Origin of the sequence: Virgibacillus kekensis, assembly GCF_042654125.1 — a bacterium.
GTDB classification, from domain to species: domain Bacteria; phylum Bacillota; class Bacilli; order Bacillales; family Amphibacillaceae; genus Lentibacillus; species Lentibacillus kekensis.
The window spans coordinates 1,012,206-1,037,685 of the sequence record NZ_JBHSFU010000004.1; the positions used below are offsets into that span (position 1 = coordinate 1,012,206).

Annotated in this window: 20 protein-coding genes and 2 pseudogenes; 4 read left to right on the forward strand and 18 right to left on the reverse strand. The window is 38.2% G+C overall.

Translation table 11 applies throughout. From position 1 onward, the window contains the following. Nucleotides 1-154: 154 nt before the first annotated feature. The 6 genes and pseudogenes from ACFO3D_RS09060 to ACFO3D_RS09085 form a co-directional block, all read right to left on the reverse strand. Nucleotides 155-640, reverse strand: a complete 486-nt coding sequence (locus tag ACFO3D_RS09060) for a hypothetical protein (RefSeq protein ID WP_390295006.1) — start codon at nucleotides 638-640, stop codon at nucleotides 155-157. Next, nucleotides 633-1,397, reverse strand: coding sequence for a DNA-binding protein (locus tag ACFO3D_RS09065; protein WP_390295507.1), 765 nt, complete (start codon nucleotides 1,395-1,397; stop codon nucleotides 633-635). The genes ACFO3D_RS09060 and ACFO3D_RS09065 overlap by 8 nt, the downstream gene beginning before the upstream one ends. A gap of 308 nt (nucleotides 1,398-1,705) precedes the next feature. Next, on the reverse strand, nucleotides 1,706-3,100 hold the full coding sequence (locus ACFO3D_RS09070; protein WP_390295008.1) for a DNA methyltransferase: 1,395 nt from the start codon (nucleotides 3,098-3,100) through the stop codon (nucleotides 1,706-1,708). Between the two features lie 217 nt (nucleotides 3,101-3,317). After that, nucleotides 3,318-3,750: pseudogene (gene rlmH, locus ACFO3D_RS09075) on the reverse strand (23S rRNA (pseudouridine(1915)-N(3))-methyltransferase RlmH). Nucleotides 3,751-4,132: 382 nt separating this feature from the next. Next, nucleotides 4,133-4,711: a choline uptake/conversion transcriptional regulator CudC gene (gene cudC, locus ACFO3D_RS09080; protein WP_390295010.1), complete on the reverse strand. Its 579-nt coding sequence runs from the start codon at nucleotides 4,709-4,711 to the stop codon at nucleotides 4,133-4,135. Nucleotides 4,712-4,991: 280 nt separating this feature from the next. Next, complete coding sequence (locus tag ACFO3D_RS09085) at nucleotides 4,992-5,876, reverse strand: glycine betaine ABC transporter substrate-binding protein (RefSeq protein ID WP_390295012.1); 885 nt, start codon at nucleotides 5,874-5,876, stop codon at nucleotides 4,992-4,994. Between the two features lie 402 nt (nucleotides 5,877-6,278). Between ACFO3D_RS09085 and betB the strand changes: the two genes are divergently transcribed. The 4 genes from betB to ACFO3D_RS09105 all read left to right on the forward strand — a co-directional run bounded on the left by betB (nucleotide 6,279) and on the right by ACFO3D_RS09105 (nucleotide 11,208). Then, nucleotides 6,279-7,736 (forward strand): betaine-aldehyde dehydrogenase, encoded by a 1,458-nt coding sequence (gene betB / locus ACFO3D_RS09090; RefSeq protein WP_390295509.1) that lies wholly within the window; start codon nucleotides 6,279-6,281, stop codon nucleotides 7,734-7,736. Between the two features lie 288 nt (nucleotides 7,737-8,024). Continuing rightward, nucleotides 8,025-9,710, forward strand: coding sequence for a choline dehydrogenase (gene betA / locus ACFO3D_RS09095; protein ID WP_390295014.1), 1,686 nt, complete (start codon nucleotides 8,025-8,027; stop codon nucleotides 9,708-9,710). A gap of 123 nt (nucleotides 9,711-9,833) precedes the next feature. Next, nucleotides 9,834-10,283, forward strand: coding sequence for a staygreen family protein (locus tag ACFO3D_RS09100; RefSeq protein ID WP_390295016.1), 450 nt, complete (start codon nucleotides 9,834-9,836; stop codon nucleotides 10,281-10,283). Nucleotides 10,284-10,728: 445 nt separating this feature from the next. After that, nucleotides 10,729-11,208 (forward strand): PAS domain-containing protein, encoded by a 480-nt coding sequence (locus tag ACFO3D_RS09105; protein WP_390295018.1) that lies wholly within the window; start codon nucleotides 10,729-10,731, stop codon nucleotides 11,206-11,208. A 281-nt stretch (nucleotides 11,209-11,489) separates the two neighbouring features. Here the strand turns inward: ACFO3D_RS09105 and ACFO3D_RS09110 are convergent, their stop codons facing one another. The 12 genes and pseudogenes from ACFO3D_RS09110 to ACFO3D_RS09165 form a co-directional block, all read right to left on the reverse strand. After that, the gene (locus ACFO3D_RS09110; RefSeq protein ID WP_390295020.1) at nucleotides 11,490-12,458 is read right to left on the reverse strand and encodes a caspase family protein; all 969 of its coding nucleotides are present in this window, start codon (nucleotides 12,456-12,458) and stop codon (nucleotides 11,490-11,492) included. 20 nt (nucleotides 12,459-12,478) lie between these two features. Beyond that, a complete protein-coding gene (locus ACFO3D_RS09115) occupies nucleotides 12,479-12,862 on the reverse strand; it encodes a TIR domain-containing protein (protein WP_390295022.1) in 384 nt (127 codons plus the stop codon). A gap of 133 nt (nucleotides 12,863-12,995) precedes the next feature. Further along, nucleotides 12,996-13,727 (reverse strand): M48 family metallopeptidase, encoded by a 732-nt coding sequence (locus ACFO3D_RS09120; protein WP_390295024.1) that lies wholly within the window; start codon nucleotides 13,725-13,727, stop codon nucleotides 12,996-12,998. Between the two features lie 15 nt (nucleotides 13,728-13,742). Further along, entirely contained in the window at nucleotides 13,743-16,847 is a 3,105-nt protein-coding gene (locus ACFO3D_RS09125) for a type I restriction endonuclease subunit R (RefSeq protein WP_390295026.1), read from the reverse strand. A 36-nt stretch (nucleotides 16,848-16,883) separates the two neighbouring features. Beyond that, entirely contained in the window at nucleotides 16,884-18,098 is a 1,215-nt protein-coding gene (locus ACFO3D_RS09130; RefSeq protein ID WP_390295028.1) for a restriction endonuclease subunit S, read from the reverse strand. Nucleotides 18,099-18,107: 9 nt separating this feature from the next. Continuing rightward, on the reverse strand, nucleotides 18,108-19,637 hold the full coding sequence (locus tag ACFO3D_RS09135; protein WP_390295511.1) for a type I restriction-modification system subunit M: 1,530 nt from the start codon (nucleotides 19,635-19,637) through the stop codon (nucleotides 18,108-18,110). Then, complete coding sequence (locus ACFO3D_RS09140) at nucleotides 19,633-20,223, reverse strand: restriction endonuclease subunit S domain-containing protein (RefSeq protein WP_390295030.1); 591 nt, start codon at nucleotides 20,221-20,223, stop codon at nucleotides 19,633-19,635. The genes ACFO3D_RS09135 and ACFO3D_RS09140 overlap by 5 nt, the downstream gene beginning before the upstream one ends. Nucleotides 20,224-20,644: 421 nt before the next feature. Then, nucleotides 20,645-21,124, reverse strand: a complete 480-nt coding sequence (gene rlmH, locus ACFO3D_RS09145; protein WP_390295032.1) for a 23S rRNA (pseudouridine(1915)-N(3))-methyltransferase RlmH — start codon at nucleotides 21,122-21,124, stop codon at nucleotides 20,645-20,647. Nucleotides 21,125-21,346: 222 nt separating this feature from the next. Next, a pseudogene (gene rlmH, locus ACFO3D_RS09150) lies at nucleotides 21,347-21,757 on the reverse strand (23S rRNA (pseudouridine(1915)-N(3))-methyltransferase RlmH); the annotation flags it as partial. A gap of 401 nt (nucleotides 21,758-22,158) precedes the next feature. Next, nucleotides 22,159-22,941 (reverse strand): serine/threonine protein kinase, encoded by a 783-nt coding sequence (locus ACFO3D_RS09155; protein WP_390295034.1) that lies wholly within the window; start codon nucleotides 22,939-22,941, stop codon nucleotides 22,159-22,161. 233 nt (nucleotides 22,942-23,174) lie between these two features. After that, nucleotides 23,175-24,170: a virulence RhuM family protein gene (locus ACFO3D_RS09160; RefSeq protein ID WP_390295036.1), complete on the reverse strand. Its 996-nt coding sequence runs from the start codon at nucleotides 24,168-24,170 to the stop codon at nucleotides 23,175-23,177. Between the two features lie 314 nt (nucleotides 24,171-24,484). Further along, on the reverse strand, nucleotides 24,485-25,387 hold the full coding sequence (locus ACFO3D_RS09165; RefSeq protein ID WP_390295038.1) for a LysR family transcriptional regulator: 903 nt from the start codon (nucleotides 25,385-25,387) through the stop codon (nucleotides 24,485-24,487). Nucleotides 25,388-25,480 lie beyond the last annotated feature (93 nt).

A 25,480-nucleotide genomic window follows, 5' to 3' on the forward strand; every position in this document is an offset into this window, starting at 1 on the left:
TATACAAGGAGTCTTAATCGATTGGTTAGGGCTCTTTTTTTAATCCTATTGAAATAAAAGTTAGAGATCAGAAAGAGAACCTTAAGGTGTTTTTTTATAGATAAAGTTTGGGTTGAACAAATAAAAAGAGAACTCCTACAACGTTCGAAGTCCTCTATGGCTTATACTCTTCACCGGTGCGTATGTAACGAGAAACGAAAGAAAAGGCATCATCTAAGGTCAAGATGTCCCAATTTTCCTTTCGCTGCCCCCTATTACCAGGTACATGATGGTGATGATGGGGTTCTGATTCAACTTTATATTTCTCCGGGGTCCACGGTGCAGCGTGCGGTTCGTTTTCCCACGCCGAAATATGATGATAGAACTTTCCCATTTTGGGGATGATAATTTTCCATTGATAATGGTACTCTATGACAAAGCCAGCTTCATATTTTTCAGTTGCATGTAGTCCTGTCTTCCCGTGTACTGGATGTTCAATTAGCGGAAACAGTACCGATAACTTATTATTAGTCCGCTTATAACTGCCATATATTGAGTCCTTAGGTGGTAATTGCGGATAGTTGCAGAATAAGTCAGCATATTTCTCTAATATCTCTGGAATGTTAGCAGGGAGAAGGATTTTTTCCGTCTCTCTACTCAATATCCTTCTCTCCTATAAGTTGATTGGTTAACTCCTCTTCTTCTTCTAACAGATCCCGCCACTCATAATAATCTGAAGGGTCATCTATCGCATCAATGTCTACTCCTTCAAAGGCTTCTTCAATATTTGGTGTCTTATATTTCTTTTTGTATTGCATCAGCTCTTTATAAGTCTCACTCAAACGTTCTTCCGGTGTTTGACGTAATCGCTTCTTCTCTTGATAGAGGTATTGCATCTTAACACAATAAACTGGATCCTTCCAAAGATCTACTGCATGCTTTGGAATCTTATTATGAGAAGACGTATCTATATGTTCGAAACCCTGTTTCATATACTTGTTCAATGTCACATTAGATACACCTAGAAGTACTGCTGCTTGCTTTGGTTTGATCAAATAGTTCTCTCGATACTCGAAATCAATATCTTGGCCACTAATTTGATAGTACCAGTTCTCTAAATCCAGCTTGAGCTTTCCGAATTCCAAATCACTGGTTGGTGTACTAAGCAACATCAAACGTTTTAACCATTCTAGTAAGGCTAGACGGTTTTTGTCTGATAAAATGTATTGCTCATTGAAATGAAGGTAAGTCGTGTCAAAGGCGATTTCTTTTAGGCGTTCCTTAAAAGTCCCTAACATGATGACGATAATTTGGCTTAACACATAGCTTGTCTCTTTTTCAATCTTAGGTTTATTTTGTGACTTATAAGCATTTTCAATGTCTTTTTCTGTTTCTTCAAAAATCGTCAAAGTCATCATTTTCACCTCTCTTACCTCCATTATAGCTTTTTTGTTAATAAAAGGTCAATTTTAGTTAATTAACGATTTATATGATATCATTAATCATTCTATCCAACTTTAGAAACCACATACCTGATCCACTCTATTAGGAACACCATATCTCTCATTTCCCTTTTTCTTATAAAACTATATGCTAGGGGTAAAGAAGATAGACTAACAAAGATGTTATCTCCTCTGATAAGCGTATGCTTCACCTTAATTAAAACCACATTCGTATTTAGCTATAGAGAACCGTCCGCATAATACCGACCAGTTTATTTGAAAAACTAATCTGGAAAAATATTATGTGGTTTTATTTTATGAGTTAATAAATCCTTTACTTCTACAATTCCAATCACGGGATACTCAATTCCACGATAATTAGTAAAAAAACCAGCACTAGCTGCCTCATTAATCATAGGTTTAGTAGGTTGTTTAAGAGTTAAAAATACACCTAGTTCTGCACTTTCTCTTTTTATAACTGAATCAAATTCCCTTATATCTTTAACACTAACTTTTCCACTTTTAACTTGAATAATACACTTTTTAAGATTACCAATTTCCCCATTTTGAAAATACCTAACTCCATCAACACCTCCATCAGCACCCTTTTTAAGTGAGTTAAAATCACTTTTATAATCTATCCCTAATAAAGAAACTGCCCATACCTGAAATTGAAATCTATTGTTAGAGGCTAATTCTCTAGCACCATCTATATCTATCGGTTCACCATCAACTTTATAATCATTAAGGAATCCAAACTCATTATTTAATCGTTCTTTAATTGTATGTATAGCTATATGAGTAACATCAATCCCAATCCATTTCCTTTTCAGCCTTTGTGCTGCTACGATTGCAGTACCACAACCACAGAAAGGATCCAGGATTACATCATCTTCATCAGTAGTAGCTAATATAATTCTCTCTAATAGAGCAACTGGCTTTTGAGTAGGAAAACCCACTCGTTCTTTAGAAGTAGGTGTCAGAGCTGGAATATCCCACCAATCTTCCGGTATTTTTCCTTTTGGATTTGGTTTATATCTTTTCCCATTTACAACGTTTCCGTTATTATTATTGACGTAACCTCCTGTTCCATTATAAGGAATTCTAATCTCATCAGAATTAAAGGTGTAATTATCGTTCTTAGCATAAAAGAAAAGTGTATCATGTTTTTTTGCAAAATTTCTCTTCCCTCTGCCTCCTTGTCTATAACACCAGATTATTTCATTTTCAAAATTCCTAAAGCCGAATACAGCATCTAGTAAAAGTTTTAAATAGTGAGCAGATGAAGGATCGCAATGTAAGAATAAAACCCCATCCGGTTTTAAAACTCTATATAATTCTAATAATCTAGGCGCCATCATTGTCAGATATGCCATCATCTTATTAGTGCCAAGAAATTGTCGCATTGATATTAAAAAATTTGATACAAGGCTATTGCTGTAATATTCAATTGTTTCTAAAAATAATTTTTCCGCTTCATTATTCCAATGCCACGTATCTTCAAACACTTTTATTTGTGCAGAGGCTTTATCTCCTTGCTTATTTGTAAAAATTTGATTATAGTCTCTATCACTGTTGAATGGTGGATCTAAGTACACTAAGTCAATAGATTCACTTTTAATGTCTCTTCTCAAAACAGAAAGATTATCACCAAAATACAAGTGATTTTTATCCCCCACAATTTCCACCCCCTGAATAGTACAAGGGTATGAAACAAGTAGTTTGTCCTAGTACATGTTAAACAAAAAAGAAACACACTAATTAAGCGATTTTAAGTAAAATTATTCTATTGTTTACGAAGCAAAGGGACTGTTCTATCGCTTCATGGAAGCGAAGAACCATCCCCTTGCTTAAGCCATTCTTGATCAATTTACAGTTCCACTAGTTGTCTTATCACTATTTATGGTAAGGTCCCCCCCGATTAATCCGAAATCCACGATAAACCTGCTCTAACAATATCAGCCGCATAACCTGATGTGGAAATGTCATCTTCGAAAAAGACAATGCCAGGTCACTGTGTTTCTGAACGTCTTCACTTATCCCAAGCGACCCGCCAATCACGAAAGATACTTTACTTTTCCTATAGGTTGCAAGCTGTTCGGAGCTAAGCATTTTACCGTTAATCTCGAGCGTCGCCACGTATGTATCCTGCTTAATGTTGGAGATAATCCGTTCGCCTTCCTTCTGTTTAACTTCTTCCATTTCTGCATCGCTCATATTCTCTGGTGCTTTTCATTAGCAACTTCAACAATTAGATTTTTGCATAGGTGCTGAGCCGCTTCAGATATTTTTCCTTCAGTTTTGCACGTCCTTTTGCTAACTGGTTAATCTAAGTAATTTGCACAATAGCTAAGACCACAAGAAAAACCGACCTCACCAGATCGGCTTCTTCATTGTTATTTTATAAACCATTGCCTCATACGATTGGAGAGTGAAGTCTCCGTAACTCATGTTATGCCAATCAGCAGTTCACTTTCCAGCGGGTTTTTCAACTAAGCAGACATTTCAAAGTCCAGCTGTTTTTCCGCGAAGTTTCTCATTACCATCATCTTTTCTCCGTTCAACTCTCTAATAAAGATGAAATCCTGCTCATTACTTTGGCGTAATGGCGCATAAGAGCCATAGACTTTGATGTCATATCTTTCCGCAAGGGATACACGGAATTCGGGTCGATAGTGATCTTTAAAGCATAACCGAAGTCTATATTATATCTAATCCCTTTCACCTTCAACTTCTACAGGTATATAATTATATATTTCACCAGATTTAGTAAGTTTGGTGAGCTTTTCCAACCAATGATAATAGATCAGGGCATCGTCAAGTTGTTGATAATGCAGCTTGGCTCTTTCTTGTAATGCTTCTTCTATTTCACTATCTTCAATCACCTCTTGGAGTTGTTCTTGAGCCTTCTTAATACTTACCAAAAACATACTCACTTCGCGTTCCCATTTCATCCCAAAAAATTGGGAGAAGTAATTGAAGAAATTTTTTTCAGCCATAAATGAATCTTTTCTCGAGCCTTTCTGCCATACCTTTTGAACGATATTGATCTCTTGAAGCTTTCTAACAGATGTACTCATGCTGGGTTTACTCATACCAAGGGCTTCTTTCATTTCATCGAGGGTCATTGGCTGATGTTGAAAATACATTGTTGCGTACAGACGTCCAACTGAAGGGGTAACACCATAAAGGTCCATCGTTTCTGAGATTGTATTAACCATCATATTTTCAGCCTGGGCAATTTTCTCTTCGGCTTTTTCATTAATTAAATTTTTCCGATTTTCTTCCATTGTGGCACCTCTTTTTGGTGGATTAGAAAAGCCAGGCATTCGCCTCGTCTTATAGCGAATGCGTAAGTCTTTTTATAATGTCTACCATAATTTATACTTATCGTTAAATCGAGCGTTTTTCCTGTTAAATTAATTAATAATGTATTAAATGTTTCTTTTAGTTTATTATTAATATGACTAAGATGCAACTTCCCCTATAAACTACCTGGCGAAAGTTTCATTCTTCATAGAAAAAAGACGATTCTCCAATAAATTGGGATATCGTCTCTTTCCATTATGTTTACTTCATCCACTTGTTAATTACATCCTGATTTTCTTCCACCCATTTTTCTGCACCTTTAATAGGGTTATCTTTGTTTTCTTTAATGTTAATCATTAATTCACCAAGTTGCTTGTCACTTAATTTAAAGTTTTTCAACCATTTATTGACTTTCTCATAGTCTGAGTCAAACCCATCGCGGGTTGCCATATAAATTTTTTCTACTCCACCAAACGTTTTCTTCGGATCTTCCAGGAACTTTAAGTCCACTTCAGAAAACACATAATGTGGTTTCCATAGCGGTGCCACGATAGGTTCTTTATCTTCAACTGCTTCCTTAATAGATGAAATCATTGCTGCCGTACTGCTCGCTACCAGTTCATAATCAAGCCCGTATTCCTTGATTACGTCTTGTGTTACCAGCATTGTTCCTGCCCCGGACTCAAAACCTATTATTTTGCCATCGAATTTTTCTTTGTGTTCATTTAAATCTTTAATGCTGTTTATATCTTCCATATACGTTGGAACGGCCAATCCTACTTTCCCATGTTCATACCACGGGTCTTCGAAAAAATTCACTTCGTCTTTATACTGTTCATAGTAATTTTTATCTTGCACCGGCAACCAAATTTCCGGCGCCACATCTAAATCTCCTGAGGCTAAAGCGGCCATCTGAGGACCCATATCAAGAAGTTTTAACTCCACGTCATAACCTTTCTCTTCCAAAATAGTCTTCCACAAACTTGTGACTGCAATATTCTCAGGCCAATTAATCTGGCCAATCGTGATTGGGTCTTTGCTTTCATTCGAATCGCCTGTTGAACTATCCGAACCGTCACTTCCGCTAGTTGAACCGCAAGCTGCCAATACAGTAAGTGAGATAGTAAATAAAATTAATTGACTCATTCTGCGAAAACTCATAAATTGTCAAACACCTTTCTGATATATATTATTTTTGGCAAACATCCAATGAGAAACACACACTTTTGCCAAAAGTGCTTTTAGATAGCATTAATTACTAATTTCGCCCCCTTTTCATTAAATAAAATAAATACATTTAATTTTTTTTAAATGTTTTTTACTATATGTACTAGGTTAACGAAAGATTTTGTTTTGTCAAATCCGAATATTTCGTTCATCTTGCTTTCTTGTTGATTTAACAGGGAAAGAACAAATTCGCATTGTTTCCCAGTTTGACAAGTAAATAAAAGTACTGATACGATAACTACATTAACAATGTTTAATTTTTATTTAACAAATTTAACAATATAATTATAGTTAAGGAGTGATGATTTGAGCTTACAAAGAATGTATATAAATGGTGAGTGGGTCAACGCCCAGTCTGGAGAAACACGAGATATCATCAACCCGTATAATCAAGAAGTCATTGCAACTGCTGCTGAGGGAAATGAAGAAGATACTCGAGCAGCTATTCAAGCAGCAAGGGTGGCATTTGATGAAGGTAGCTGGAGCACATTACCTTCCAGTGAACGTGGTGAGCTCGTTTCTCGAATAGGTACGTTGATCCGCCGAGACCTGCAAGAACTGGCTGAATTGGAGACATTGGATACAGGGAAAACAGTCGAAGAAAGCCGTGCTGATATGGCTGACATCGCCAATGTTTTTCTTTATTTCGGTGGTTTGGCAGATAAAGATGGCGGTGAAGTCATTTCATCACCGATACCTAACAGTGAAAGTAAAGTTGTTCGTGAGCCCGTCGGTGTCTGTGGTCAAATCACACCATGGAACTATCCTTTATTACAAGCCGCATGGAAGATTGCACCGGCGTTGGCAGCAGGTAACACCATTGTTATGAAACCGAGTGAGATTACACCATTAACAACCGTTAAAGTCTTTGAACTAATCGAAGAGGTTGGCATTCCAAAGGGTGTAGCCAACTTAGTGCTTGGTTCCGGGGCATCTGCCGGTGCAGAATTATCAACGAGCAATGACGTTGATTTAATTTCATTCACCGGTGGTATTGAAACCGGAAAAACAATCATGCAGGCAGCAAGTCATAATATGAAAAAAATCGCACTTGAGTTAGGCGGAAAGAATCCGAATATCGTGTTTGCCGATGCGGACTTTGAAACGGCAGTTGATCAGGCGTTAAATGCTGTATTCTTCCACGCAGGACAAGTTTGCTCTGCTGGATCCAGGCTTTTAATCGAAGAAAGCATCCATGATGAATTTGTTGAAGCACTCATTGAACGGACGAAACACATCAAATTAGGCAATGGTTTTGATGAAAACACACAAAGCGGCCCAATGATTTCTGCAGAACACCGTGCGAAAGTTGAAAACTATGTGGAAATAGGCAAAAAAGAAGGAGCCAAACTAGTTGTCGGCGGAAAGCGTCCTGATGATCCCGAACTGCAAAACGGCTTTTTCTATTTACCTACCATATTCACAAACTGTACAAGCGATATGCGCATCGTCCAGGAAGAAGTATTCGGGCCTGTATTAACCGTAGAAACCTTCAAGACCAAAGAGGAAGCTGTCAAACTTGCGAACGATACGATTTATGGTTTGGCTGGAGCCGTCTGGACGCAGGATTTGAGTAAGGCTGAATTCGTTGCGGCACGCTTACGCATGGGTACCGTTTGGATCAATGACTTCCATCCTTATTTTGCACAAGCGCCATGGGGCGGGTATAAGCAATCAGGTATTGGCCGTGAACTTGGTCGTGAAGGTATGGATGAATATACCGAAGTTAAGCATATTTATCGTAACAAACAACCTGCACCTGTTAATTGGTTTAAATAATCCTGGTGTGAATCTTTATTTTTTAATCAATAGCTCTAAGCCTTCTTTAACAACAAGGTTTAGAGCTATATTGAGTTCGTACCAACCAGTGACTTGTAAAGCTCCAGAAGTAGATTACTTCCGGATTTACAAGTTTAAATAAACATAACTAATAGAGTTAAAAAATGAAACAGTTTGCTGGATTACTGAATTCGTTCAACTAAATGAAACTTCGGACGCTTTTGATGAATGCTTTCAACTTCCTTTGTAGGCTGTATTCCATTGAAAATTTTTATGGAGGTATTTTATATGAATCAAACATACGATTATGTAATTATTGGCGGAGGTAGCGCAGGTTCTGTGCTCGGAAACCGTCTAAGTGCAGATGAGAATAGCAGTGTTCTTGTTCTGGAAGCGGGGCGCAGTGATTACTTTTGGGACTTATTTATTCAAATGCCCGCAGCGTTGATGTTCCCATCGGGCAATCGCTTCTATGACTGGATTTATTCCACAGATGAAGAGCCGTATATGAATGGACGTCGTGTGGCACATGCCAGGGGGAAAGTTCTTGGCGGATCAAGTTCCATAAATGGCATGATCTATCAACGCGGCAACCCAATGGACTATGATAAGTGGGGATCAGACCCGGGCATGGAAACTTGGGATTTTGCCCATTGCCTTCCGTACTTTAAACGACTGGAGACAGCATTTGGATCTGATTCATCGGATGAGTACCGCGGCCATGATGGTCCGATTAAGTTAAAGCGCGGACCTGCAACAAATCCTTTATTTCAAGCCTTTTTCGATGCAGCTGTTGAGGCTGGTTATACCAGAACACCCGATGTGAACGGGTTCCGTCAAGAAGGCTTTGGCCCATTCGACAGCCAAGTGCATAACGGAAGACGTGTCTCTGCTTCACGCGCATATTTACGTCCGGCAATGAAACGCAAAAACCTTACCGTAAAGACTCGTGCTTTTGTGACAAGTATCAATTTCAATGGTACCAAGGCGCAGAGTGTAACCTACCAAAAGAACGGTAAAACCTATCATGTCAACGCGGGAGAAGTGATTCTTTCTGGTGGTGCTTTCAACACGCCGCAGTTATTACAATTGTCTGGAGTGGGAGACGCTGACCATTTACGCTCACTTGGCATTGACCCGGTTCTTGATTTGCCAGGCGTAGGTGAAAACCTTGAGGATCACCTCGAAGTATACATTCAGCATGCTTGTCCACAGCCAGTTTCAGAACAACCTAGCTTAAATAAAGCTAAAATGCCTTGGATTGGCCTGCAGTGGCTACTTGGACGTAAGGGACCGGCAGCATCGAACCATTTTGAAGGTGGCGGGTTCGTCCGTTCGAATGAAGAAGTTGATTATCCGAATTTGATGTTCCATTTCCTTCCGCTCGCGGTTCGCTATGATGGACAAAAGGCGGATACAAAGCATGGATTCCAGGTACACGTCGGACCGATGTATTCCAACTCCAGAGGAAGCCTGAAAATCCGCTCACGTAACCCTTTCGAGCATCCAAGCATCGTATGTAACTATTTATCTACCGAAGAGGATCGACAAGAGTGGATTGAAGCTATACGCGTTTCACGAGAGATCCTCTCTCAGCCAGCGTTAACACCTTACAGTACGGGTGAAATTTCACCTGGTCCTTCTGTTCAAACAAATGAGGAAATTTTAGAATGGGTAACGAGAGACGCGGAAACAGCACTTCACCCATCATGCACGGCAAAAATGGGACCTGCCTCCGACCCGATGGCAGTGGTAGACCCGGAGACCATGAAAGTTCATGGACTGGACAACGTACGGGTAGTAGATGCATCTGCTATGCCATCTACCACAAACGGGAATATTCATGCACCGGTGTTGATGCTGGCGGAAAAAGCAGCAGATATTATCATTGGAAAAAAACCATTGGATCCGGAGTATAAAGAATTTTACCGCCATGGCGTTCACCCGGCAGATGCGGGCACAGTTACAAAATAAGTTATTACTGGAAGGGCACCTGTTATCGGGGTGCCCTTTATTTTATGGATTTTTAATGGTAAAGCATGCATGGATAAAAGAATATCAGCATAATGTTCTTTTAAAAAGTTTGGAGATGATCGCTTGAGCGAATTCAAACCAGATAAATTATTTGTGGAATTCAATAATGGCATTTCTCTCACAGCACCTGTCACTCCGAGGTTGTACACATTGACTCACTCTGATACTGCGGGTGAGCTATTTTTATCAATTGGAAAGCATTATGCCTGGGATAAAATCAATCCTATGCGAAATGAGGTATTAGCTGAATGGAGAGTAAATGGAGATCACTTGCATTATTGTGTCTATCTATATATTGATCAAGGAGAGCATGACCTCCATGTATCAGAAAAACGAAATGAAATATTCAGGCGTGAATTACCTCTGGCATTAACAGCTATCCGATACGGTGATAGGCTTCTTTTCAATGCACACCCCAAACTGGATTATGCTCCAATAATCATTAACTTCATGTCCACCTATCCTCAACTTTCCAGACAAGAAAATTGGGGGACTTTTTACAGTTATACATAAAACAAGGGGACGGTCCTTCTGCTTCCATGAAGCAAAAGAACCGTCCCTTTGCTTTTAGCCAATTGAAAAGGACTCAGTTGCCAAGCTTTACTTAACAACTGCAAAAATGAGAAAAGTTAGCATTCTCACCAGAAGCGGAAAAACAGAAGATAATAAACCTCTGCGTTTTTAATTACCTTGTGAATCGGGCCCTCTATTTAACCAAGCCACTTAAAAAGTCTCTTGTCTACTATGGATTCTAATTTGTTGTTTGTTCCTTAGTAAATCATCCTTCACCCATGGTTGTTTTTTGTTTTTATCTAAATCAACTTTTGTGATATAAATCACAATTCGCTATCCATAATAATGCTATCATTATTTATGAGTTAGATAATAATCACCTGAAAATAGATTTTTACTATTACATTCTTCTTATAGAGGGAGAATGCATAAAGGGGAGTTCTAGATGTTTAGAGATAAATTGTCTGAGTTAATTAGTCCTGAAGCTGTCATTAACTTTGAAACCGGTGCGGTCAAAGCAAGTACTTTGGATTCAATCATCAACCTTTTGCCATTTGAAATGGGCTTTTGTGATGCCAATGATATTTTCCGCTGGTATTCAAATAATCTAGACCGCGTACATGGTCGCCGTAAAGAAGCGATTGGTCGCAATGTGCTTGAGCTTCACCCAAAAGCGGCTCACCACGTTGAAAAGTTATTGAATGATTTCCGTTCAGGAGCACGTGACGATTGGGAATTTTGGTTTCCAAAACGCTCCGGTGAAGAAACCGGGCAAATCTACCAAGAGTTCATGGCGGTACGTGATGAAAATGGAAAATACTTTGGCTGTATGGATGTAACCGTTAATTTGGACCTTTTCAAAGGAAAAGAAGGTAAAAATACCCCTGAAACTATTGACGAATTTATAGCTGTTACGCCTGAATAAAAAGTATCTTTTCAATATGAAAGGCCTCTGAAAAACACACTGGATTCCCAATTTTTTGTGTGCTTTTCTTTATATAGAATCATCCAAAATAAAACAAGGGGACCGTTCTTCTGATTCAATGAAGCAGGAGAATCTTCCCTTAGCTTTTCCTAAGATAGCAATGAAACCAAATAAAAAGGCCAGTTGTCCCTTATGACTCTTCCATTTTCTTAAGCATCCAACTTCTACTTGAATGCCTTTTCATCAGTTGACAGTTGTTTTAAAAATCACTACTAACGATTTTAAATTCTTTTATCTTTTACAAGTCTCCAATAATGAAATCCTAATGCAGTAAGTTTACATGATTTTGAGTTCATTGCAGCAAAATACATGTGTTCTTCATCAACTGGAACAACGAGTCCCACACTTTCAAGTTTTTGAAGATCATTGAAGATCCTGACATTCTCTTCTTCTGCATAGGGTTTCTTTAATTCAACCTCAACATCAGGGCTATTCATTTCTTCATAGGATGGGTCTAATTGATATTCTTGTTCAGGTTGTGGGAAATACTTAGCCAAATTCCTTATTATCGAAGTAGGCACTTGAGGGACAACAGATTTTAAGGATGTAAACTTTGATATATTCGTTTTGAATACTGGTCTTTGATCCCATGGTCCAAGTGATTGATCAATATATGCATAAATACTCCCTGGCGTTATATATCCACTAAGGTCAGCCGCTCCGCCTTTCAGTGCATCCAGTAACAATGATGTAAAAATACCCTGCCCATCAATCTCAAATGAAGGTTCACTATCTTTACTTGCTGTTAGAATTGTGACTCCTTCTACTATCTGGGATGAAACTCCTCCACTGGTTTTTGGGGTCCCCATTGCACCAGAATGACAACAGTCAAGGATGATGATTTTGTTTTTAGTCTCTGACTCATTTGCAATACTTAGAATTTCATCCATGGAAACCCCGTAATCATGTTCTTTAGCATCGGGCGTAACAATGTAACCACCAATATCATCAATATAACCGTGACCCGAAAAATAGAACAGTGCAGTTTCACTATCACCTTGAAACAATTCAGTGATTAATCGTTTCAAATCTGCTTTAGTCTGTACATCTGTACATAATCGAACATCAAAGTTGGGAGAGCCATCCCCATTAGTTTCAATTACATTCTTAAGTGCAGTTGCATCATTTACACAGCCATTTAGTGGTGCAGTAGGATAATCATTTATACCAACAACTAATGCTTTTTTCATGCTTATCTCTCCATTTCACTTTATAATTTTTTAATCCACGAACTAATATTTTCCCAATTCCAATAAACGACCTTTACTCCTTTCAATTCATCAGGCAAATTAGAAGTTTTGTTATCTGCATTCCCCCAAATTCCTCTAACAGGAACACCCTCTTGCCTTGCACATTTTATTTCCCAAAGCTGACCATCAGCCTGTTTCGTATTTTTTGTAACAATAGCAATTACCCCATCGCACCCCTTAATTCTCGTTCTGCAATTTGTTTTCCAAGCTGAATCCCATGGTTTTTTGACAGACATATCGACAAATTCAAATGGAGATTTGTCATTTCTCCCCTGCCCAACCAAAAAATCTCGTAAAGTCTTATCCTCCATAGCAAAGCTAATAAAAATTCTTTTTTTAGTCATTTTTCATTCCTCCATTGATTTTTTTATAAAAAGAAGACAGCTCTATACCCTTGTAGTTAGCTGCCTCATGATGTAAGTTAGTTATATTGATTTTTTCTTAACACAATTTACAATTCAAGCTCTCTTGTTAACGTCATAGCTCTTTCACTATCTCTTCATCCAGTATTCGCTTTCTATCCTCCCAATCAGGCATAGAAACGTCTAACATCGTATAAAAAGTCTCCGAATGGTTATTGTGAATAAAGTGTATAAGCTCATGCAGAATCACGTATTCAATACAAGATTTAGGAGCCTTAATTAATTCAGAGTTCAATTGAATCATTTGTTTATCTAAGAGAGCTGAACCCCAACGCACTTTCATCGTTCGGATAGATATTTCAGGTTTGTCTATGTTGTATTTGCCAACCTTCTTATACGCTTTTTCAAGTTGTTCATGAAAAACAATCTGAGCACGATGACGTAACCATTGTTCAAGTAAGTTCTTCTTCCTTATCTTATCTTGCAAATTTTTAACATAGAGGTGAAGATACCCTCGCAGATACTTTACCCCTTCATCTTTTTGTTGGTCAACTGCATAAACCCCCAAGCGATATTGTTTTCCGAGATATTTGAAGCTTTCACCACTTACGTATTCACGTTCACTTCTTCGCTCTGGCTGCACCTTCTCAAACCCTTTAACATTTTTTAAAATCCACGGAGCCTTCTTTCGAATCAATCCTTCAATAAAATCTATTGGAACTCGGTTATTTGCGGAGACCACAACAGTCATATCAGGTTTAATATTCACATTGACGTTTTTAACATCTTTGCGCTCAATAAAGAATGTAATTGTTTTATTGTTGTGTTCGATTTGATGTTTTTCCATGAGAGTCGTCCTTTTCTAATTGTTATATCGTCTAATGGCAATTGTTTTAACCTGATCAATGATCTTGTCGATTTCATCGTAAGAAAGCTTAACCCCATGTTTTTCAGCAAAATCGAAGAGTAAGTCATCGATTTCTTGCTCAATTTTGTTGTGAACGTCTGTATTATTCTGCCAATCTACCTTAGCGTGGTTATTTACTACCCCGTTCATCTCTTTTGCTAAGTCCCCGACAACGTTATAAGACGGCATAGTTTCATTTACTTCTTCCATAATATCTTTGGTGACACCGTAAAATGCTTGAGCAGTACCATTCCCGCGAACTGCTTCAGGATAATTTTCATCAGACGATCCAACTTGGTATTCTTCTTTTAGTTTGTTCATTTGCTGCCAATATTCCGCTTCTGTGATTCGTTTTTCTTTATAAGCATCTAAAGTTTCTCTGATGCGCTCAGAGAACTTCTTGTAATACGCTGGGTTTTCTTCATATTTTTCATTGATGCTCCGCGTCATCCGTGTCCGAATCGCATCAGCTTTCGCACGCTTGGAGCCCAGCCGTTCCATTTCTTCTTCAAAACCTTTCCTATCCAAAATGTCGACAGGGTTGGTAATTTGCATCATATCTTCGGAAGAGATGTACTGATCCATAAGCTTTTGCATTTTCGCTTCATACTCTTTATGATCGATATCATCTGAATAACGACGTTTCACACTTCGACGTAACTCTTGAAAGAACTTCAGCTCCCGTTTATATTTTGATAGCTCTTCTTCACCTAAAGCATCGTAGACCCGTTCGGACTCTAACGCTATCGCCATATTACGACCAAATTGACTTAAGATATCATAAAAATCTGTCCGAATCTCATCATCTGCCAATAAGACCTCGTATTCTTCTCCATCTTTTTTATTCTTAACTGGAGCAAAGATATCCCACAAATCCGAGTGACTTTGACGAATCTTTCCGATAATTGATACAACATCGTGTAAAGCTCCGTTAAGGTCTTCCGGATCAAAGTTATCCAAGCCTGAACCAGAATACATCTCCATCGCCTCATCGAGTTTCTCAAGAAGCCCACGGTAATCAATGATGACGCCATAATCTTTACCTTCATATAAGCGATTCACACGTGCAATAGCCTGCAATAAGTTATGCTCTTTAAGCATTTTGTCGATATAAAGCACCGTTGCTCTTGGTGCATCAAAACCCGTTAAAAGCTTGTCTACTACTATGAGGATATCTATATCATCCCCATGAGTAAATTCATCTTTAATGCCATCCTCATACTTATCTGCATCGCCATAGCGATCCATCATTCGTTTCCAGAATTGCTGAATCATATCTTGAGACTCTTGATCGACGGCTTCGTGACCTTCGCGTTGATCGGGAGGAGAGATGACAACGGCACAATTTAAGTCTCCCAACTCTTCAAAAGCTTCTAAATAGCGAATAGCTTCAATCTTGCTATTCGTTGCAAGCATTCCTTTAAAACCAGACCCTTTTGTTTTGTAATTACGTAGGAAGTGGTCGTTAATATCATAAGCAATCAAACTGATTCGTTGGTTTGAGGAAGCAATGTGTTCAAACCTACTCCACTTCTTCATCACTTGATCTTTCTGTTCTTGATTCAGATGACGTGTAATCATGTTTAAACGATTGTCGATCGCTTTTTGATTAACGGTTTGTTCCACCATACGCCCTTCGTATAACAACGGTAAGATGGCTTTATCTTCTACTCCATCCGCAATCGTATATTTATGAATGAGTTTACCAAATTTTATCATCGTGCTTTTCTCTTTTTTTAACAATGGCGTGCCTGTAAATCCGAGATAAGAAGCATTAGGGAAAAGCTTTTGCATCTTAATGTTCAGTTCACCATATTGACTTCTGTGCGATTCATCAACTAAGACAAAGATGTCTTGTGATTTAATCGGTTCTTGGTTATTAACCGCTGTATCGAATTTATGAACTAACGTTGTGACGACGTCCGCTTTATTGTCATTGATTAATTCAACCAAATGTCGCCCTGTTCGAGCTCGGCTGGCTTTTAATCTCGAATGATTAAACGTCTTGTGGATTTGTTTATCCAAGTCTATTCTATCCGTCACAACAACCACTTTAGGGTTGTGCTTCATCAATTCGGACAAAATATACTTGGCTAACATCACCATAGTTAGTGATTTACCAGACCCCTGAGTATGCCAAATGACACCGCTTTGACGGTTGCCATTTTCATCACGTTCTTCGATTGTCTTGATGATTTCTTTGATGGCATAATATTGTTGATATCTTGCCACCTTTTTAACGTCTTTATCAAAGATGACAAAGTATCGCGTAAAGTCGATGAGACGCTCAGGGTGGCAGAGCGAAATCAAGTTTTTGTCTTGTTCAGTCGGAAGACGTCCTTTTACTGTCCGAACCAGTTCGGTATCTAGCAATTCGGAATCTTCCTCTTTCCAAACCGACCAAAACTTTGCTGGTGTATTGCATGTTGCATACTTCACCTCATTCTTATTAGTCGATAAAACGAGCTGAATAAACTTAAACAATTGAGGCGCATAATCAGGCTTTTGATTTCGAATCGTCTGACTAATACCTTCTGAAACAGGTATAGATGCACGTTTACATTCGATTGTGACGAAAGGGATACCGTTTATGAATAACACTAAATCAACACGTATGGTGTCTTTTCCATCCCGACGTTCCACTCTGAATTCCTCTGTCACATGATATTGATTGTGTTCAGGTTTTTCCCAATCAATGTATTGAATAGTAAATGATTTTTTTGAACCATCGGGCAGAGTCTCTGAATAACTCCGACCTAACATAATTGTTTCATAGATTTTCTCATTAGTTTTAACTAAGCCATCTGTCAAATTCTCATCTAAATCTTCGATGGCTTGATGGATATTTGCATTGCTGAAAGAATAGGTTTTGTCATTGTATTCAAATTCATTCAGTCGTCGCAATTGACCTTCTAACACGTCCAAAAGCAATACATCATATATACTTTTGCGTTGCTGTTCCGCTTCTTCCGGTGTTAAATACGTGTAGCCTAACTTCATTAACACATCAATAGCAGGTTGCTGGCTAACTGCCAATTCTGATTGATCAATATAATCCATTTCTTCACCTCCAACTAACAGACGAGGCATGTGGTATCAAACCTTTACACGCACTTTTCCTGTTAATAATAATTGCATGAGACCCTTCTTCTGTTTTTTCAGTACTTTGACTTCCTTAGATAATAATTCAACTTCTCTTGACACTGCATTTAATACATCTGCAATTTTTTGTTGTTCATTTAACGAAGGTATTTGCATTTTAATTTTCATTATTTCTTTCTTACTTAAATTGAATCGAGTTGAGCCTTGTGCCAATCTCAATGTATGTTTTCTGAAAACCGAACTTCTAAATAGGTATTGAGCAAACTCTGGTATAAGAGTCTGTGTGTCATTAAACCTGAACCCAAAACAAAAACTATTTAAATATAACTCATCGTATTCGTCCAAAAGGACCGAACTCATACCCACTTCTGCTGCTACTTCAGATGAAGTAGTGAAGAAAACATCTCCATACTTAGCTCTGTTTTGATTTTCTCCTTCTTCTACATTCACGTATCCAACATGATTTAAATTAATTTTAAAGTCATCAAATATCATTTTGTATTGAATATAAGGTTTACCAGACCCAAAATCGTCTTTTGTTTTCCCTGATAATCCGTTATAAGTTTTACCAATATCTCCAAGCTTAACTTCTTCCCACTCGCCATCAAGCCCAGGTAACCTCACTTCACCAGTTAGCAACTTCTGCATTAACCCTTTTTTCTGTTCTTTCTTCTGTTCGATTAATTGCACTTTAAGTTCGATGGCTTTGTCCCAAGTAGAGAGGATATCGGCGATTTTTTGTTGTTCTTTTAATGGTGGAATATCTACTTTGATACTCCCTATTATTTTTAAATTAAGCCCACCTCTTCCCCCATCACCAGTGGAAAGTCTTCTAATCTCAGAATATCTATTATCAAGGTTATAGAATAAAAACTTATGGTTAATTTTTTTATTAGGAATAATTGCGGCAATAGATTGGTTAGTACATAATTCTATTTTGTTTATCGCGACAGTGGCCCTCGTTTTACCTTGACCTGCCAGTGCAATGAGAATGCTTTCTTTTGGAATCATTTTAGTGCTGGTCGCCTTAAATCCCTTCACTGTGATTTTTCTATCTGTATTAAAAACTTCTCTTTTATTTATCTCTCCAGAACTCATCCAAGGAATATCCCCATCCCAAAAATCAGGAATCTTTGTGCTCGGTGTTGCACCAGCTGTAATACTCTCGGATATTTCCTTTATTTTAAAAGTATCCCATTCTTTTTTCACTAAAGTCACCTACAATCCTAAATCTATTAAATAAGCTTCCATCTTCTTCTCAACGTCTTGAAGTTCCGCCTTTATTTCATTGATATTCTGCTTAACCTCTTCCATATCCACAGGCTCTTCTTCCTCAAAAGTGTCCACATATCTTGGAATATTCAAGTTAAAGTCATTCTCTTTAATCTCATCCATCGAAGCAACATAAGAATATTTATCAATTGTTTCATAGGTTTCATAAGTTTCGACGATTTTCTGAATGTCTTCTTCTCTAAGTTTGTTTTGGTTTTTCCCTTTTTCATAATTCCCTTCACTTGAAGCGTCGATAAAGAGGACGTCATCTCGTGTACGGTTCTTTTTAAATACCATGATGCAAGCAGGAATGCCTGTTCCAAAGAATAACCCTTCTGGTAACCCAATTACAGCATCTAATAGATTCATCTCTAAGATCTGCTTACGAATCTTTCCTTCACTTGCCCCGCGGAATAGCACACCATGTGGAAGAATGGTTGCCATTGAACCATCTTCTGCTAAGGAATACAACATGTGTTGAACAAAAGCATAGTCCCCCTTAGAACTTGGTGGCACACCCCACTCAAATCGTCTGTAAGGGTCTAATGAAGCATCCATTTTGAACTTCTTATCATCTGAGGTATCTTCAGCAAAACCCATCGCCCATTTGTCTAAAGAAAACGGAGGATTAGCAACTATCCGTTGGAATTTCATGAGCTTGTCATTCTCCAAGTGAAGAGGGTTAGCTAATGTGTCACCCCACTCAAGTTTCGCATCATCTATGCCGTGCAGGTACATGTTCATGGTTGCTAATGATTGTGTCTGACCATTACGTTCTTGCCCATAAATGGCAACTTTTTTATTTGGAACTTGATTGGCAACACGAATCAATAAGGAACCTGATCCGCATGTTGGGTCATAAATTCGATCGTTTTCTTGCGGTTGAACCAGTCTGGCTAATAACTCAGATACCATTGAGGGGGTAAAAAACTCTCCTCCCTTCTTCCCAGCATCCGATGCAAATCGTTCAATCATGTATTGATAAGAGTCGCCAATGACATCTTCACTACCAACAACAGATGGTTTTAATGAGATTGTGTTAAAATCTTCTAAAAGTGATCGCAGCATTGAATTGCGATCTTTAGTTTTGCCTAATACAGATTCTGAGTTAAAGTCAATGTTACGGAATACCCCACGTAGTTTTCCTGTGTTTTCATCTTCAAGCTTTGCTAAGGCTTTGTTGATTATCTCACCGATTTCAGGATTATGACGCTGATCATAAAGGTAATCAAACGAAGCGGACTCTTCAAGTACAAATCTTTCACGTGATAAGGCACGTTGGATTCGTCTTTCATCCCCATTATATTTTTCAGTGTACTCCGTAAGATGCTCTTTATAAGCATCGCTTATGTATTTAATAAACAGCATTGTCAGAACATAATCCTTGTAGATACTTGAATCAATTTTCCCTCTAAACGTGTCTGCCGCTCGCCATAGTACAGCGTTAATATCTGATTGTGTGACTGTTTCTTTAATCATGTTTACTCTCTCCCTTTATAATTTGTTGTGTTGTATACTGATAAAGTTTCTCTTTTTCTTCCCAAAGCTTTTCTAAAAGTTGTTTTTCTTTGTGTTTTAAACGGTTAATTTCTTGAAGCCTTTCTTGATCTTCCAATTGAAGTTTTTTGATTTCAATAGACCCTACAACTTTTTTGTTTGTGCTTCCAATTACAGAACCGCTTTGGATGGATTGAATGTATTGTTTTATGGATGATTGATTCAAAAACCAAGCAACATACGAAGGCTTAAACTCCCTATCAATTATTCGAATAACTGCAAATGACGAGGGGATAATCAAGTCTTCAAACGTGCTATCAATCAACAAAGTTGTATATGGGTAAGTTAAACGCATGATTACATCATCTTTTTTAGTGAGAAAACTCTGTTTAATATTCTCTTTTGATTTGTATTCTTCAAAAACCCCTGCCTTAATGTATCCTGAAGGGTCAATATCCGTTAAAGAAAGCATTGTATAAGTGAAAATATTGTTATCTGTTTCATCAGCTCGTTTTCTCGAGAGAACCAACCCAGGGTTTATAGACGCTATTTCTTCCAGAAGCATGAGTCACCTCCGATTTATTTTGTTATATATAACTTATAACAAAATAAATTGCTTGTAAAGTATAATTGCCAAAAAAATTATATTATTTTTTTCCTATAGTCAAGCTTTGAGTCCGTTAAAAGTAAAAAGTGAGACGAATTACCGCCCCACTCAAACATAGCAATGTAATTATCCCTACATGTATACTTTATGCTTTTATTTTTAGGATATAAAAGCATTAAGAAGAAACTTGTAATTGTTGAAGATGAGGCAGAAATTGTAAGGACTATTTTTGATAATTATGCCAACAATTAATATCATTTTGAATAATCGAGATATGAAGTGATTTATTTAAGTTAATGAATGGGAGAAAAAGAGAAGAATAGGAACACGAAGATTCTATGTTATTAAGAGCCTTATATTTCACCCAAAAAAACCTTACCTAATTATGATACGGTTCCCCCCGATTAATCCTAAATCCGCGATAAACCTGCTCCAACAAAATCAACCGCATAACCTGATGCGGAAATGTCATCTTCGAAAAAGACAACGCCAGGTCGCTGCGTTTTTGCACATCGTCACTAATCCCAAGTGATCCGCCGATAACAAAAGCAACCTTACTTTTCCCGTACGTTGCAAGCTCGTCCATTTTGGCTGCAAGCTGTTCGGAGCTTAGCATCTTTCCATTGATTTCGAGGGTTACTACGTATGTATCCTGCTTAATGTTGGAGAGAATCCGTTCGCCTTCCTTCTGTTTAACTTCTTCCATTTCAGCATCGCTCATATTCTCTGGTGCTTTTACATCAGCAACTTCAATAATTCGGACTTTTGCATAAGTGCTGAGCCGCTTCAAATATTCTCGTATTCCCTGCTTGAGATATTTTTCCTTTAATTTTCCGACCGCAATGATGGTTATATTCAATTCAATCCTTTTTACCGATTACTTTATGTTGTTCTTTACATTGTACCAAAAATACGGCGGCACTTCTCACAGTGCCGCCGCTCCCTTCAATCTCTCTTATTCTCTACCTTCTCTCGTTCTTTCGAAGCAAAGGGACGGTTCTATTGCTTCATGGAAGCGAAGAACCAACCCCTTGCTTAAGCCATTCTTTATCAATTTACAGTTCCACTAGTTGTCTTATCACTATATGATACGGTCCCCCCGATTTATCCTGCAACCTCTATAAACCTGCTCTAACAATATCAGCCGCATAACCTGATGTGGAAATGTCATCTTCGAAAAAGACAATGCCAGGTCACTGTGTTTCTGAACGTCTTCACTTATCCCAAGCGACCCGCCAATCACGAACGCTACTTTACTTTTCCCGTATGTTGCAAGCTCGTCCATTTTGGCTGCAAACTGCTCAGAGCTTAGCATTTTACCGTTGATCTCGAGGGTCACCACGTATGTATCCTGCTTAATATTGGCAAGAATGCGTTTGCCTTCTTTCTGTTTCATCTCTTCCGTTTCAGCCACACTCATATTCTCTGTGACCTTCTTATCCGCAACTTCCACTACCTGTACTTTTGCATAGGTGCTGGGCCGCTTCAGATATACGAAGGTTCATTATAATAGATCAATCAGAATGGCAACCCTATGTTTCGTATACGAGAGTGCTTTTACCCGAAATCATGAAACCTCTCTAAATACCAATCCGTATAAACAGTAAAGGAGGGAGCTCTATGTTTAAAAAGTTCCTAAAGAAAGTTTCTCATGAGATGAAAAAGCACGGCAGCAGCAATGGCCGGTCAAGATACCATCGTCGCAGCTCTAGCGACAGAAAGAAGCGGCCGTATTACGGAAGCAACAGTGGACGACGCGGACGTTATCCCTACCAAGGCTCACATCGTTACAAGAAAAAAGGCTTTTACCGAAGTAGTAGCTGATAGCTATCTGGATGACTTGCTACAGGGCTCCATTGGGCGGGAAGATAACACCCTGCTGAATGGAGTTTTTTACTTATGGTCAGTGGCTGAAAGAATGGTGATTGCTTCTTCCATATCTGCAAGGATATCTTCACACCGATGGTACGGCTGATTAATCTGAAGCAACCTTTTGAGGATATTTGTTGTTTTTGGATTTAATGTTAGCTCTTCGGTCCAGGATCTATTTTTCTTTGTTTCAGCCTCGTAGGGAGAGTATAGAAGAAAGAGCAGGAAATCCCCTATGTCATAAAAATCTTCTTGAATTAACTGTTCCTGATGTTCTTTGGCGTGGTTGTCTGTATGCAGGTTGTGGGCCAATCCAAAATCTATCAGATATAACTCCCCACGGTTAAGGAGTACATTCGGAATCCTGATATCGCCATGGATAACTCCTTTTTCATGAATATAGCAGGTAATGGCAGTCAGCTTCTTTGCCATTACCAGGCATTCGCTCTCACTGTACTTCTGCTTCGACGCAAATAACGTATCTTCTAAATTCTCCCCCTCGATAAACTCCATAGAAAAGAACTGCTTATTCTGATACGAAAAAGTTTCAATCAGTTTGGGAATACCCGGATGATCCAGCATCTGAAGAATGGCCGTCTCCTGCTTATAGTTTTCTTCATTCTCTTTTTTCTTACTCTTGCGCATCTGTTTGACCACGCATCTTTGGTTGGATTCCAGATTCCAACATAAATAAATGATGCCATAACTGCCATTCCGTAATATTTCTTCAATCCTATACCGCCCGGCTAGCGTTTCATGAATCGAATATTGGTAGTCCATCACCGTTTGACGCACTTTTTTTATCATCCAATGTATAACTTCCATATGCACCTCTGAGTTTTACGGTTGTTGGTGTAAATTATATCAGATTTATCTATCTATTATCATTATTGTATTAATCATCACGGCTTTAGCAGATTAACTAAGAATGGAATGCACCTCGGTCATCTTAGATTTTACAAACTAGTGAAAAAGCAAAAAAAGTGTCTGATACTGTAATTCCTGAGTTCGATACAGTTCCTTCAAAAACCACTGGAAATTTACTTCTTAAGATTATTGTTCTCAATAAATCGTTCAAAATCATCATTAGTATCATGGTTAATTCGATGTTGATTAAATCTCTCGTATTCTTGAATGGCTATTTCATCTGCAACAACTTTAGAGACCTTTCCAGCATTTTCAAGAATTTCACGATCATTGAATTGCAAAAATGCATTTAGTTTACCAATCCAATCCTTCATATGCATTGGTCGCTGTCTTTCTGCCTGGTCCTCGGCATAATCTAGATACATCGTAACAATTCGATTAAGCGACTTTAACTCTTTTTCTGATAAACAATTCTTAGCAACAGTGACATCCTGTTTCCGTACTTTATCTCCCTTCCATGATTTAAGGCCCATATTTTCGGTCTCAGCATTTGCTCTATCTGAAATGAGTTCAGCAGCAGTTTGACCATGAATTGCAAAGTGGAGTTTATTTTGAACCGTTGCAAAGAATTCCTGAGTGATTTCTGCCTTAGAATCATAGTCAACAGAGGTAGCGTAAATGTCCGTAATCTTTTGATAGAACCTCTTCTCAGAAGCGCGGATGTCACGGATTCGCTCCAATAATTCATCGAAGTAATCCTGGCCAAAGTTACGCATTTCTTTCAAACGATCATCATCCATAGTAAAGCCTTTAACAAGATACTCATTTAACCTTTCAGTAGCCCACTGACGAAATTGTGTGCCACGATGGGAGCGAACTCGATAGCCGATTGCAATAATCATTTCGAGATTGTAGTGTTTTGCTTTTCTAGTTACCTCTCTTGATCCCTCATTTTGAACTTGTAAGTAATACTTACAAGTTGAGTCTTGCTGCAATTCTGCTTCTTCATATATATTTTTAATATGAAGCGTAATATTTTGAGGTGAGGTTTGATATAATTCTGCTACGGCCTTTTGTGTCATCCAAACGGTTTCATTTTCTAATCTAACATCTATTTTTGTGTTTCCGTCTTCTGTTTGATAGATTAGGACATCAGTTTCATTTTGCAAACCTATCACTCCCTCTTTAATAGAAACTTACTTACCACTTTCTAACCTTCTACTATGTAATATTATACCATCTATACATTGGAAGAATTAATAAAAGGGAACATTTATTCTCTTTAATAATTAATTCTTTTTATAAAAAAACCCCCAACTTGTGTAGGAGTTCTAAGGGGACTTGTTGTTATATAACTTGTTATAATTCGTTACCACCTTACAACACTATTTGTGATAAGGTTCACCGAAAACGCATGTATGTGAGATTTCCTTTAAATTTATTGAGAAAAACACCAATCCACAACACTAAAATTCCTACATGGCTATGAAAATCTTCTGGCAGTTTCAAAGAAGTCTATTATAAAATCATAGAAAGTTTTTTCTGAGGGAAGTAATTTCCGATCACTAGGAGTAATGATTCCAACTGTCCGGGTGACTTGCTGGTCCGTAATATGTAATTTGACTGTGGAGCGTGGCAAATTATCAATTAACGTAATCTCAGGAATCAAGCTTACCCCTAAACCTGCCGAAACCAAGCCTTTTATGGCATCTATATCCTCTCCCTCAAATGATACCTTGGGCTGGAATCCTTGATATTGGCAAGCGTTGACCACAATATCCCGAAGTATGAACCCGTCAGGAAATAGAACGAATGAATCATTTTTCAACTGACTGAGCTTAAGTAGGGTATTTTCAGCTAGAGGATGGTTAGATGGCAAGAGAGCGACGATGTTATCAACAAATAATATCTCTGTTTTAATGTTTTTATTTTGCTTCGGTAATGGTCCGATGAGGGCCATATCCATCTCGCCTTTTACAACGGCATCTACCAGCTGATGATAAGATCCTTGTTTGAGCTGGAATTTCACATTTGGATAAGACTCCCGAAAGGCAGAGATGACATTTGGAAGCATGTAAGTAGCCAGACTGCTTGGAAAACCAATTCGAATGGTACCACGATCTGGATCTATATATTCTTCTACTTCACGCCGCGCAGTTTCAATAACCTTCATGGCGTTCTGCATATGCTCCAAAAAAATCCTCCCGATAGGGGTTAATTTTACATTTCTTCCTTCCCTTATAAACAAAGGAACTCCTAATTCTGATTCCAAATTAACAATCTGACGGCTAATGGCGGATTGTGCAACATGCAGATTATTAGCGGCCTCCGTTACATGCTCTCTTAAGGCTACTTCTATAAAGTATTGTATTTGCCTTAATTCCATTGGGTTCACCTCTTGTTTCAATTAATCTTACTTCGGCATTAATATTATCTAAATTAGATATTGTTTCGATTAATTATAACTTATAAAATACAT

Coding starts and splice junctions, on each gene's coding strand:
- ACFO3D_RS09065 (WP_390295507.1), bottom strand. CDS start 1,397: ATGATGACTTTGACGATTTTTGAAGAAACAGAAAAAGACATTGAAAAT.
- cudC (WP_390295010.1), bottom strand. CDS start 4,711: ATGGAAGAAAATCGGAAAAATTTAATTAATGAAAAAGCCGAAGAGAAA.
- ACFO3D_RS09085 (WP_390295012.1), bottom strand. CDS start 5,876: ATGAGTCAATTAATTTTATTTACTATCTCACTTACTGTATTGGCAGCT.
- betB (WP_390295509.1), top strand. CDS start 6,279: ATGTATATAAATGGTGAGTGGGTCAACGCCCAGTCTGGAGAAACACGA.
- betA (WP_390295014.1), top strand. CDS start 8,025: ATGAATCAAACATACGATTATGTAATTATTGGCGGAGGTAGCGCAGGT.
- ACFO3D_RS09105 (WP_390295018.1), top strand. CDS start 10,729: ATGTTTAGAGATAAATTGTCTGAGTTAATTAGTCCTGAAGCTGTCATT.
- ACFO3D_RS09110 (WP_390295020.1), bottom strand. CDS start 12,458: ATGAAAAAAGCATTAGTTGTTGGTATAAATGATTATCCTACTGCACCA.
- ACFO3D_RS09115 (WP_390295022.1), bottom strand. CDS start 12,862: ATGACTAAAAAAAGAATTTTTATTAGCTTTGCTATGGAGGATAAGACT.
- ACFO3D_RS09120 (WP_390295024.1), bottom strand. CDS start 13,727: ATGGAAAAACATCAAATCGAACACAACAATAAAACAATTACATTCTTT.
- ACFO3D_RS09125 (WP_390295026.1), bottom strand. CDS start 16,847: ATGGATTATATTGATCAATCAGAATTGGCAGTTAGCCAGCAACCTGCT.
- ACFO3D_RS09140 (WP_390295030.1), bottom strand. CDS start 20,223: ATGCTTCTGGAAGAAATAGCGTCTATAAACCCTGGGTTGGTTCTCTCG.
- ACFO3D_RS09155 (WP_390295034.1), bottom strand. CDS start 22,941: ATGATAAAAAAAGTGCGTCAAACGGTGATGGACTACCAATATTCGATT.
- ACFO3D_RS09165 (WP_390295038.1), bottom strand. CDS start 25,387: ATGGAATTAAGGCAAATACAATACTTTATAGAAGTAGCCTTAAGAGAG.